Origin of the sequence: Psychrobacter sp. W2-37-MNA-CIBAN-0211, assembly GCF_040309405.1 — a bacterium.
In the GTDB taxonomy this organism is placed as follows: domain Bacteria; phylum Pseudomonadota; class Gammaproteobacteria; order Pseudomonadales; family Moraxellaceae; genus Psychrobacter; species Psychrobacter glaciei.
The window spans coordinates 23140-36394 of the sequence record NZ_JBEOOU010000015.1; the positions used below are offsets into that span (position 1 = coordinate 23140).

7 protein-coding genes are annotated in these 13255 nt (G+C 43.3%); 5 read left to right on the forward strand and 2 right to left on the reverse strand.

Annotated elements, in window-relative coordinates; all coding sequences use genetic code 11:
• Positions 1 to 145: 145 nt before the first annotated feature.
• The 5 genes from AAEY72_RS12250 (at position 146) to AAEY72_RS12270 (ending at position 8424) form a co-directional block, all read left to right on the forward strand.
• A complete protein-coding gene (locus AAEY72_RS12250; RefSeq protein WP_352310697.1) occupies positions 146 to 3271 on the forward strand; it encodes a DUF2339 domain-containing protein in 3126 nt (1041 codons plus the stop codon).
• Positions 3272 to 3402: 131 nt separating this feature from the next.
• A complete protein-coding gene (gene ylqF / locus AAEY72_RS12255; protein ID WP_189586099.1) occupies positions 3403 to 4359 on the forward strand; it encodes a ribosome biogenesis GTPase YlqF in 957 nt (318 codons plus the stop codon).
• A 25-nt stretch (positions 4360 to 4384) separates the two neighbouring features.
• Positions 4385 to 5320 carry a GIY-YIG nuclease family protein gene (locus AAEY72_RS12260; RefSeq protein ID WP_352310698.1) on the forward strand — a complete coding sequence of 312 codons (936 nt, stop codon included), beginning with the start codon at positions 4385 to 4387 and terminating at the stop codon, positions 5318 to 5320.
• Positions 5321 to 5386: 66 nt separating this feature from the next.
• Positions 5387 to 6631 carry an A/G-specific adenine glycosylase gene (mutY, locus tag AAEY72_RS12265; RefSeq protein WP_352310699.1) on the forward strand — a complete coding sequence of 415 codons (1245 nt, stop codon included), beginning with the start codon at positions 5387 to 5389 and terminating at the stop codon, positions 6629 to 6631.
• Between the two features lie 74 nt (positions 6632 to 6705).
• Positions 6706 to 8424, forward strand: a complete 1719-nt coding sequence (locus AAEY72_RS12270) for a DUF262 domain-containing protein (protein WP_352310700.1) — start codon at positions 6706 to 6708, stop codon at positions 8422 to 8424.
• 107 nt (positions 8425 to 8531) lie between these two features.
• On the opposite strand, the gene AAEY72_RS12275 is transcribed toward AAEY72_RS12270, so the two are convergent.
• Both AAEY72_RS12275 and rapA read right to left on the reverse strand, forming a co-directional pair.
• Entirely contained in the window at positions 8532 to 9434 is a 903-nt protein-coding gene (locus tag AAEY72_RS12275; protein ID WP_010197837.1) for an acyl-CoA thioesterase, read from the reverse strand.
• Between the two features lie 666 nt (positions 9435 to 10100).
• Positions 10101 to 12989, reverse strand: coding sequence for an RNA polymerase-associated protein RapA (gene rapA, locus AAEY72_RS12280; protein WP_352310701.1), 2889 nt, complete (start codon positions 12987 to 12989; stop codon positions 10101 to 10103).
• Positions 12990 to 13255 lie beyond the last annotated feature (266 nt).

Here is a 13255-nt window from a genome sequence, read left to right on the forward strand (position 1 = left end):
GGGCCGCTTAGTATTTAAGCGGCCCTTCTTTATTTATAAACAACCGTTCATCAATAACATTTTGATTGATGCGTAAGGAGAGTCTTGTACTTATAGATAAATAACGTCATTATCACTGCATTATAAATTGTATTAAGTGATAAAGATGTTTTATATATTGAACCAGTTGGGCTGGCTGGCTTTTACCGTACTATTAATCGTTGTGGTTGTACTCTATGTCAGAATAAATCGACAGATTGGACAACTACGTCGTGATGTGGGTAAACTACAAATTCAGCTTAGAAACCAAAGAAACAGTAATGCCAGACGCTCATCTGTTCAACCAACTGACAACTTTATCTCTAGTAATAATCATGTAATAGCAGACAGCGCTGTTGACACTGCTAAACTGAATACAACCAATGAAACAAATACCACCGTGCATGCATGGCCACCATCACGCCCAACGACGCCTCAATCTAGCCTACAAGACAATACAGTATCCAGCACTTCTACTACTGGCATGAACGAAACGTTGAGCGTCATAAAAAGTAAAACGCCAACTGCCGCTATTCAGCCGGACGAAAGCTCCTTGCCGATCGTCACCTCGCTATTCCACTCTATTAAAAACTGGTTTTTCGGTGGCAATTTAGTGGTACGTGTCGGCGTATTGGTACTGCTGGTGGGCGTCGTATTACTGCTGCGCTTACTGAGTGATTATATTGAGATTCCAATTGCCTTTAAGCTCATGACGATAGGTGTCACAGGGTTAGGATTGGCAGCACTTGGATTAAAGCTGACCGCAAAACGTTTCTCCTATGGCATTACTTTACAAGGCGCAGGATTAGCCATTGCGTATTTGAGTACCTTTTTTGCTTATAGTGTTTATGAAATCATTCCGAGTTTACCGAGCTTTATCGGGCTTGGCATATTGTCCGCTATCACTATTGCGCTCGCCGTCCGTCAGAACGCTTTTCCTTTAGCCTTACTGTCATTATCTGGCGGTTTCTTTGCGCCGATCTTGACCAGTGATGATACTGGCAGCTTGATCACCTTGTTCAGCTATTATCTATTATTGAACGTCACGATTGCCGTCATCGCTCATTATCGACCATGGAAAATATTGAACTTATTCGGTGTGACGGTAACCTTTGGCTTGGCCTACTACTGGGGCATAAGTGAGAACTTAACCGCCATCATTGAGACACAGCGTTGGTCATTGGTGATATTGGTTACCTTACATTTACTGCTTTATCTGTTTGTCGTCATTCGCTACGCGCAACAAATCATCGCCTATAACATTCTTAATGAAGAAAATTCCTCTCATACAGATAACGCAAACAACGCAGATAACGTGGGCAAAATCCATTCAGAAAATAACGGCTATGTATTTCCCATTGATACAGGCTTACTGTTTTCAGTACCGATATTGGCATTTGGCTTATTTGCTGCCTTATTAGATGACATACCTAACGCTTTAACCATTACTAGCGCAGTTTTAGCAGTCATTTATTTGGGACTTGGCTGGTTGTTTGTCCAGCGCAGTCAGCGTTATGCTTTAATTACCGAAGGCATGTTGGCATTAGGATTTGGCTTTTTGGCGCTGGTCATTCCGTTGGCATTAGATGCCGAATGGATTGCTTTTGGCTGGTCGGTACAAGGATTGGCACTGGTGTGGTTCGGACGGCGCTCGCTACGCGCTTGGTCAGTGTTATTTGGTTTACTATTGCAGCTAATCAGTATAGGCATGTTGATGATAAAGGTGGTCTTTGCCGTTCAAGACTACCAAACATTGGCCTTAACCATTTCGGCTATGGCTTATCTAACCACTGTGTTTATTTTACGCGCTAGCAACTCGCCGGCTATCCTAAATAATAGTTTGAACGATGACTTAAACGGTGGCTTAGATTATCCCTCAACACATTCTCAAGAGCAAACCACCACCTCAGATTCGATAGTAACCTACGCCAATGCACTGGGTATTAGCACCCAAGCCGCGCAGCAATGGCTAACCTCAATCAATAGCCAAAGCAAAATCTTTAACCTTGTTTGGCGCAGTCCTCTATTAATACGATTTTTAACTTTTACTGCTATGGCTTGGCTGCTACAAGTATTATTGCTTGATTTTAATCAATGGTTTACCAGTTGGCGATTGGCAACGACGACAATGATAGCGCTGGCAGCACTGATCAGCTTAAGTACTTACTGGGTCATCAATCGTTATCGCTCGTGGGCAGAGATCAGACAGTTTAGTCACGGCTTATTAGTGGTGTTTTATCTAATGCTTGTTCTACAGCTACCGCAAAAATTCGAATTCCATTTAGCATGGCAGACAGCAGATTGGTTGTTATTTACTATCCTAATCATTGGTGGGTTGGTCATCGGACAGTTGTGGTTAAAGACGTGGTACGAGCATTCAGAATTGTCACGCTACGATGGCGCGAGCTGGTTGGGCGCTGGAATTTTAGTCATCGCTGCCGCAGCTCACTATGGACTCGCAGATTCAGCTGGGGTGATGGCTATCTTGATTCCAGCCGTTTTGATATTGGCTGGGTTATGGTTCAGCTATCGTGATTCCGGTTATCGTCAGCAAAACACGCAAACGCATGAGGTGTTAAATCAAGGTTCGCTGTACTGGTTTGATTGGCAACAAGCGCTATTAAGCTGCGCGGCTATCTTCGCATCTATCGCCTTATTTTGGGTCGTCATTACCAACTGGTCTTATGATGGCCTGATCTGGGAACTGCCCTACTTCCCACTGCTAAATTTATACGACATTACCTCATGGCTCGCGCTATTCGTTGGTTGCAGTCTATATTACATGAGCCAACATCGCCGCGATGAGGGGCACGTTGCATCAAATACCGATGTCAAATCCAAGCGTATATTCACCACTGATACTTTACTAACTGTGTTGGGGCTTATCATTTTTTGGTTGATATCTAGCATGTTGGTCAGGACGCTACACGCCTTTATCGCTACACCGCTATGGAGCAGTGCTCAGGGCGGCGCGTGGCAAAGCGAGCAAGTACAGACAGGATTGACTATTTTATGGACGCTCTTGGCTTTAGTCGCCACCATCATCGCCAGTCGCTACTGGCAGCGCGCGCTTTGGTTTATGGGCATCGGGCTACTGGGTATCGTTGTGCTTAAATTGGTCTTGGTAGATTTGTCACAAACGGAGGCAATCTGGCGAGTGATATCCTTCCTTGGTGCAGGCAGCTTGATACTGTTAATTGGTTATCTTGCCCCATTACCACCCGCGCACGAGGAAACAGAAAACCAAAATTAGGCGTAATGACAAATCTGGTTAAGTGAAATTGTGGCGTGAGCAATGTGGTTCTGTAGTAAACTGGACACCATTAGAAAGTAAACGTTGATTGTTTTACTTTTAGCATTTTTTATAAAAGGTTATGAAAGCAGATGGATAAGAGAGTAAGTATTCAATGGTTCCCTGGGCATATGAACAAAGCCCGTAACGAAATCAAAGAAATCATGCCGCAGATGGATTTGGTCATCGAGGTCATCGATGCGCGTATCCCTTATAGTAGTGAAAACCCAATGGTTGCGGCATTGCGCGGCGAAAAACCTGTCATCAAAATCCTGAACAAAGCCGACCTTGCTGATCCAGAATTGACCCAAGCGTGGATGGAATATCTTGAGCAGCAAAGCGGTGTCAAAGCCATTGCTTGCGATACCGAGAAAGCCAACGATGTGAAACGTATCATCGCCATCTGTAAACAACTGGTGCCCAATAAAGTCGGCACGGGTCGCCAAATCAAAGCCATGATTATGGGTATACCAAACGTTGGCAAATCAACGCTGATTAATACGCTAGCGGGACGCGCGGTGGCAAAGACAGGTGACGAGCCAGCCGTGACCAAATCGCAGCAGCTGATTAAGCTTGACGATGACATCATGCTCTATGATACCCCCGGAATGCTATGGCCAAAAGTCGAAAACGAACACTCTGGCTATCGTTTGGCAGCGACTGGTGGTATTCGTGATACGGCTTTTGACTTCGCTGATGTGGCCAGTTACACCGCTGAGTACTTGATGCATGCCTATCCTGAGCTGCTAAAAACTCGCTATAAAATTGAAGAATTACCTAAGACAGATTGGGAGTTTTTTGAAGTCGCTGGGCGTAATCGCGGCTGTGTACGTTCGGGTAATCAAGTCGATACTTACCGCATGTCTGAGATTCTCGTGAATGAATTACGTAGCGCTAAAATTGGGCGCATTACGTTAGAAACGCCAGCAATGACCGAGGCTGAAGAACTCGTCGTCGCCGAACAAAGACTCGCTACAGAAGCGAAAAGAATTGCTAAAGAAGAAGAGAAGCGTTTACGTCGTTTGAAAACTCGAAAGAATCGGAAGTAAGCATTCACTAATAATATAAGCGACTATGAATCCATTAATACCATCAGCTAAAACTATTCAAATTTATCTGCCAAAAGGTAACCCTCGTGGGTTGCGTTTGGCAGAGATGACTACGCGCACGGTAAGATTGATTGAAATCCCACGTATCCACATTGATGACTTTTTTGCGATGCCCGATGCTAATCAAGTGGGTTTATACTTCTTAATTGGTGAAACAGAAAGCACAGAAAAACCCTTGCTTTATGTTGGGCAAACTGGTGACCTTAAAAGGCGTCTTAACCAACATGATGATAAGGATTTTTGGACGCGAGCTTTTGTCATGCTCTCGACCAATAACTCTATGACCCAAACTCATGCACTTTATATGGAACATAAAGCTATAGCGACTGCTACTCAAGTTGGACGCTATGAAATTAAAAACGGTAATAATGGGAATCGACCGCATACTCCCGACCCGTTAAAAGCTGACTGCGAAGAACTGTTTCACACCCTTGATGTCCTGTTATCAAATCTAGGACAACCTATTTTCGAATCTTTGGCTATCCATGATAGCCTACATAGCAATAACACTTATAAAAATAAAACTACTTCTTCCCTTGCTAAAGCAGAAAAAGAAATTGAAGCATTTCCAATTAAACCCACGCCAGTATTATTTTATTACAAGGTTAAGGATGCTAATGCTGAAGGCTATTATGACGATGATGGCTTTGTATTACTGGCAGGATCATTAATACGACAAGCACAAACGCCATCAGCACCGCCATTTGTGACTAGATTAAAAGAGAGCTTGCTCAGTAGCGGCAAACTAATAGCAGTAAATGATAAAAGCTATAAACTTACTGAAAACCAACTATTTAAAACACCCAGTGGCGCTAGCGTATTGGTATCAGGTCGTTCAACCAATGGCTGGATTGAGTGGAAAAATGAAGCAGGTCAAACTTTAGATAGTATCTATCGCTAACGCCTTTAATCCCAACATGCGACCCTCATATAAACTTCTTACTTTTGAATTGTTCGCCCATTGCCTATGACAGCTACTAATTTTATCCATGCCGATACTAACCTCAACTCCTTCGCCCCACGCCTACTAGATTGGTTCGCCGAAAACGGTCGCCATGACTTACCTTGGCAACAGCACCAGACCGACACGCCCAACCCTTATATCGTTTGGTTATCCGAAGTCATGCTCCAGCAAACGCAAGTGACCACTGTGCTGCCCTACTTTGCACGTTTTATGGCGTCGTTTCCGACCGTGCAGGATTTGGCCGCAGCAGAGTGGGATACAGTAGCAGAGCATTGGGCAGGACTTGGCTATTATGCGCGTGCGCGTAATTTACATAAAGGTGCCAAGCAATTGGTCGAAGTAATCGATGAAACGGGCGAGTTTCCGCAGACACTAGCAGGATGGGAAGCTATTTCTGGTGTTGGGCCATCGACTGCTGGCGCAATCATGGCGATGGGATTACATCATTATGGCGTCATCTGTGATGGTAATGTCAAACGAGTGCTGACACGTTGGGCAGCGATTGACGGCGATATTACCAAGTCAGCCACGACCAAAGAACTGTGGGCATTGGCAGAACGTTTAACGCCAGCAGAGAACTCTGGACTATTTGCGCAAGCGATGATGGATATGGGTGCGACATTATGTACCCGTAGCAAACCTGCTTGCCTATTATGTCCGTTAAAAGACGACTGCCTAGCCCATGCGCAAGGGCGTGAGACGGATTATCCAGTCAAAGCAAAAAAGCAACCAAAGCCCAGCAAGTTTAGCAATGCACTGCTGATTGAAGATGCTGATGGCAATATATTGTGGCTACAACGTCCTGACAACGGTATTTGGGGCGGACTGTGGAGTTTGCCTTTGCAGTTTGTAGAAAAAATAGCAGGCAAAGCTGGTAGTAAGGCGACTGCTAAAAAATCAGAAGTCAGCGATGATACACCATTAAAAGTTGCTAGCAATGAAAAAGTATATGAAACAGAATTTACCACTGCTGAGCAGATTATTAACGAGTGGCTGAATAACAATAAAGTGGCTGCAAAAGCAGTCAGTAAAACTTTATTAGACGACGCCCCTATTAAGCATTCGCTGACCCATTTCCATTGGTATTTGACACCGCAATCTGTCACTTTAAACGCTAAGCAAACTGCTGAAATGACCGAAGCCTTACAAGCAGCAGAGATTAATATTCATTGGTTAAATGCTGTTGATGCGCAGGCAACACTTGGATTGCCACGCGCGATGGTTAAGATTTTAGAAGATGGAGAGTAGAATAAATATTACGGAATAATTTATCTGTTATATTAATCTTTAGAAAATAATTCAGTACAACGGAATGAGAAACAATGAAAATTGAGGCAGATGATAAGGAAATCCAAGATATCTTTTCTTTAGGCATATTCAAGATCCCGAGATTTCAAAGACCTTACTCTTGGGGTAAAGCTGAAGTAGAAAACTTCTGGGACGATATCATCAACGATGTTACTGATAGCTATTTTATAGGCTCTATGGTTGTATATCAGACCAAAAAACCATATTTCGGGATCGTGGATGGACAACAAAGATTGACAACAATAACTATTGTCCTGTCTGTCATTAGAGACGCTTTTGCCAAACTGGGCGATACTAATTTAGCGAAAGGTATTCATAGATACATTGAAAGGCCTAATAATGACTTTGTTGATGAGTTTGTATTGGATACAGAGACTTCTTTTCCTTATTTACAAACACATATACAGTCTTTTGACGAATCACCTTCCAAAATAAACTTCGATTGTGATGTAGGTGCAGAGGAAACAAATCTAAAGCTAGCTTACGATCTTCTTTCAAATAAACTAGAAGACCATATTCCAAAAATCTCTGAAAATAGTCATCAAAGAGACCTTTTTACACCTGAAGACTCTATTATTGAGCTAAAAGCATTACGCGATAAATTTCTTTCGTTAAAGCTTGTATTTATACAACTAGACAACGAAGACGATGCTTACTTAATTTTTGAAACTTTAAATGCACGTGGTCGAGATTTGAGAACGTCCGACTTAGTCAAAAATCTTCTCTTAAAAACAATCAAATCTGCAAATACAACCTATGATAGCCCTAAGCAAGCTTGGAACAAACTTGTAAAAGGTTTCGACGATATATCTGAAAATGATGTAATAAACACTTTTTTATTACATTATTGGATTTCAAGGCAGGAATATACAACTGATAAGAAACTGTTTTCATGTATCAAAAGCCATATACTGAAATCTCCTAGTAACGCTAGAACACTACTAGAAAGTTTAAGCACGTCTGCTATAAATTACTGCGAAATGCTCAGCCCTGAAAACTCAGTATGGACTAAAGAGCAATTTGAGGTTAAATTGTCTTTAGAAGCTTTAAATAGTTTTAAGGTGAAACAGCAATCATCCTTTGTTTTATCTCTCTTATCCGCTTATAAAGAAAGAAAAATCACGCTCAAACAATTAAAGACTATGTTAAATAAAATTGAGCATTTCCACTTCGTTTTTAATGCGATTACACAACAACGATCATCTGGTAGTATCGCAACCATGTATTCACAGCATGCTATTGATTTATCAAATACTGAAAACCCTGATGAATTGCAGAAAATATTGGCAAGTTTAAGTAGGAAGTTAAAAGATAAGTTACCTTCTTATGAAGAATTTGAAGTCAAATTTCTAGAATTGAATTACTTATCAAATAAGACTAGAAACAAATCAATTATTAAGTATGCGTTGAGAAGGTTAGTAGGAAATAACAGCAATGGTTTAGATATAAATCATGATAACTTAACTATAGAACACCTGATACCTGAAGCTAGAATTAAAATAGATTTAGAAAGTGATATAGTTGGTAGCATAGGAAACCTTATTTTGACAGATTCAAATACCAACGGTCATGGACTAAAAGATAAGATCATTACTGAAAAACTAGCATTACTAACTCAAACCGGCTTTCCACTAACTAAATTCTTTTTAGATAATTCAGAGTGGAACGAGAATATGATACTAGAACGTACCAAGAAGATATCTAATGCTCTTTATGCTAAAGTAATTTTTTAATCAACCATATCTAGAATAACTTCTTAAAGAACCACCTCATACACCATAAAAAAAGCGACTCACAATGAATCATGAGTCGCTTTTTTTATTTATGAAATACTAGAAACTTAAGACTTTGGCACTCGCAAGCGCATCAATCCTTCCTGCTGCACAGTGGCAACCAGTTTACCGTCTTGCCAGAACTGCCCATGGTTTAAACCTTTGGCATTAGACGTGGTATCACTCCACATGTCGTACAATAGCCAATTATTTAAATCAAAATTGCGATGAAAATGCATCGAATGATCGATACTGGCCGCTTGTAAGCCGCTAGTCATAAAGCTGACACCATGCGACATCAGGCCGGTTCCCACCAGATAAAAATCAGAAGAGAATGCCAATAGTGCTTGCTGAATAGCAATGGGCTGCTTGCCAAGCTCACGAATGCGCAACCAGTTCGCCTGTTTAGGTTTCATCGGCTCCGGATGAATCGGATCGCGCGGTTTGACTGGCTTAATCTCGACATGACGACGGCGCATAAAACGGGCTTTGAGCGCGTCTGGCACTTTACCGACATACTCTTCTTTTAAATCCTGCTCGGCGAGCAAATCTTCAGGCGGCGGATAGACTGGCATATCTTCTTGATACTCCAAGCCCTCTTCCATCGGTGAAAATGAAGCAATCATCGAAAATATCACTTGCTCAACTGGTGGCTTACCACGCACTTCTTTATATTGAATCGCGGTCACTTCACGCGCAGACAGACTACGACCGTCACGTAGGCGACGCACTTGATAAATGACGGGCTGAGTGATATCCCCACCGCGTAAAAAATACCCATGCAGTGAGTGACAGGGTTTGTCTTTATCTAGTGTATGCGCCGCTGCCATGATGGCTTGGGCAAGGACTTGTCCACCAAAAATACGACTGCCGACATAATCGTGGCTTTTACCCTCAAAGACATCAGGAGTAACCTCGATAAGCGCCACCGTAGTTAGCAGCTCATCAATCAGTTGCGAATAATCGGACATGACGATATGTTTCCTTATTTTTATCAAAAACGCTAAGCATCTGAAAATGGGCATCTGAAAACATGCATCCAACGATATCAATATGATATCGAGCAAGATCCTTTGCGGTTGAATGTAAAATAATATGAAATCACTTGCTGAAAATACACAAGAGAGATTTTAGAACAAAAAATACCGATGAAGTATCGCAATGATTAAACATTCATTATTCGGCAAGAAGGTCAACATCTTACCCAAAATTGCGAGCTTTGACTAGATAACGGCGGTGTATCCACCAGTATCCGTCGAATGCGCTAACTTAGCGACTAAAGCACATAGGGTCTGTTGAACATTCAAATGTGGTACTGGCAGTGGCTATTTTTTAGACAATACGCAGTGAAATTTTTGACGCCTAGTCGTTCTAGGGTAGACAATTTCGCCATGTATTGGCAAAAAATAGCCCTGCCCTGAAAGGCTGATGCTAAAATCACCCCAAACGTTGTTGTAAACCTAACTAAGGTCTCAACATTATCGTCGGTTTACGCCTGATTTGATAAAACGTTTGATGCGATTTTAGCGATCATCAGTCCTAATATTTGAATGTTCAACAGACCCTAATATCAATTATGATAAATGAACAAAAAAACGAGACGATTAGACACCTCGTTTTTATATCAGACTTTTAACTTATGGTTTTACTGCCACTAGCACGCGGATAGAGTCTGGCACTAGCGATAAATTACTCAAAGCTTGCTCGCCTTGGGCTTTTAGTTGCTCAAGACGTTCAATCTCTGCAGGACGGACGTTAGGATTGATGGTTTGTAGGTGCTTTAAGCGTTTGATTTCACGTGACCACTGTTGGCTAAAGCGGGCGCTCGCCTGCTCACCAATCTCTGCAAGCTGCTGACGGGCAATGTCTTCGGCTTCATAATAACGCTGCTCAATCACATCGCCACGTACTTTAATCACTTGGCGGGCACGGTTTTTATCCAGACGCTCAATATGCGGCATGATCATATCGGCACTGATACGGGCGGATAAATCACTGCCTTGCTCACTGATAAACACACGGATATTTTGTGTCGTCAACGTCGCTGGCAAATTGAGCAATCTCGGCGCAATCGCTTCGACGCGGAAATTCACTTCGAGCAGTACCATACCTTGTGGCACAGCAGAACTTTTTAGCATCGCAACCGTGGTATTACCAAAGGTGCTGGTACTCGCCAGCTCATAGATAGCGCGCATCAATGGATGCTCATGAGTGATGAATTCGATATCTTCGCGCTGTAGTGCTTGCTCACGCTCAAAGGTCAACGTCATACCGTCTTCATCACCAAGTGGCAGGCCATCGATATAATCACTAATCTCGGTGCTATCAATCGGGGCAATCACCCACGAGCCATCGCGCTGAATATTGTGATCAATATTGGCTGAGGCAAAAAAGCGCTCGATAAACTGCGGCAATAGATTATGACCATCAAAATCACGCATGGCGTCCGCGATACGACCAGCGACACGGGGACGGCACGAGTTATATTCTAATAGGCGATCACGACCCGCTTGTAGCTGCGCCTCTAGCCCCAATCGCGTCTGTTGTGCTTCTTCAATAATACCTTGCAGAATCGTACGATTAGCATCGGTATCCGCGCCTTCAAGCATCGGCTTAAGCTCTTGGATATACTGCTCTTGTACACTCTGCGCGGTCGGTGAAATCTGATTAAACATATTCAGCGCATCATGATACCAATGATACAATCGCTCTTGCGCTGTGCCCTGTACATAAGGCACGTGCAGCATAATTTGTTGTGTTTGTCCGATACGATCTAAGCGACCGATACGCTGCTCCAAGGTATCTGGATTGGCAGGTAAATCCCATAGTATCAACTGGCTGGCAAACTGGAAGTTACGACCTTCTGAGCCAATCTCCGAGCACAATAATATCTGTGCGCCTTCACTGTCGGCAAAGAATGCCGCTGCTTGGTCACGCTCAAGTAGCGTCATCTGCTCAGTAAAGATAGCCGTCTTAATGCCTGCATGCAGACGTAATACCGCCTCCAAACTCTCAACGGTCGCGCCACTACGGGCAATCAGTAATACTTTTTTGTGCTTAAGCTCACCGCGCAAAATCTCAATCAACCATGGCACACGTGGATCGTCTTCTAGCCAGCCACCATCAGGTTGATTTTCTTCGCCCCATAGCTGCTCGCGCAATTTGCCAGTGGTTTGATAGCTGTCTATCCATGCGGCAGGCAATGGCAGCGGATAAGGCTGACTGCTACGACCATAAAACCCTTTAACACTCTCACGAGTATTACGGAATAAAATACGGCCTGTACCATGACGATCTAATAGCTCATTGAGCGCATGTGTACGCAGTTTTTCATCATCATTAATCGTTACCAACTCATCCATGCTGATGTCTAGCAAACTGCTTAACGCGGCAATTTGACTGTCGCTCAAAGGCTTATCTTCGATTAACACACCAGCGACAGCAGCCGTTTCAGCAAAAGCTTCTTGACCATCGATAAACTCATCCAAATCATCAAAGCGATCTGGATCGAGCAAACGCAATCTAGCAAAGTGACTTTGTGCCCCAAGCTGTTCAGGCGTCGCTGTCAGTAGCATAACTCCTGGCGTCTCTTCGGCAAAGTCAGCAATCAAGTCATATTTATCGTTGCCACCTTGCGCCTCGTCCCAATGCAGATGATGCGCCTCATCGACGACCAATAAATCAAACCCTGCATCCATCGCTTGATCATACAAGTCAGGATGATCGAGCAACAGATCCATACCCGCAATGATACATTGCTCAGTCGCAAAGACATTTTGTTCAGGATCGTGTTCTTTAATGGCTGCCGCACGTACCAAATCAAACAGCGCAAAATTTAAGTTAAAGCGACGACGCAGCTCAATCATCCACTGATATTGTAGACTGTCTGGCACTAGGATAAGCACACGCTCAGCTTTGCCTGTTAACAACTGCTGATGAATAATCAAACCCGCTTCGATGGTTTTGCCCAGACCCACTTCGTCAGCGAGCAACACGCGCGGTGCAATACGTTTGCCGACTTCGTGGGCGATATAGAGCTGATGCTCAATGATATCGACACGTGCGCCCATCATGCCTTTGAGTGGATGACCAGCAAGCGCCGATTGCATACGCAAGATATCTTGACGTAGCTCGTACCAATCACCGCGCTCAATACGACCAGCTAGCAGACGCTCAAGCGGCTTAGCCAAGGTGATATTGGCAGCGAGACGGGTTTCCATGATGCCACGCTCGTGTTCATCGACACCGTATTTGAGCACGCCCATCACTTCATCAACGGCATTGACCAGATAGCACTTGCCGTCTTGGTCATAAATGCTATCGCCAACTTTGAACACCACGCGTGATAATGGCGCGGAGTTTTTCGCATAGACGCGCGTCTCTTCACTTTGCGGAAATAAAATATGTACACATCGGTCGTCTACATCGATGACCACACCTAAGCCCAACTCGGACTCCGTATCAGATAAATAACGTTGACCAACGGCGAATTCGGTGCTGTGCAATGAAGCGATAGAGATAGTCATAAGGCGATGTCTTTTTGTACTCAGATGATAAGAAAATAGGTAGTTAGCAATGGTGGCTAGTAATGCTGGCAAAGGTTACTTACTCACGCCGCTACCCGTCAAAAAACGTCAGTGCAAAGCAGCCACATAAATCAAGCCAACGTTTTGGCCGAACCATTATATAACGTTAGCGGCTAGATGAGTGCGTTAAGTTGACTTTTCAAGAGCAGATTGATGCAAGATTATTTCAATACCAAGCATAAGTTGGTCATATAAAATAATAAGAT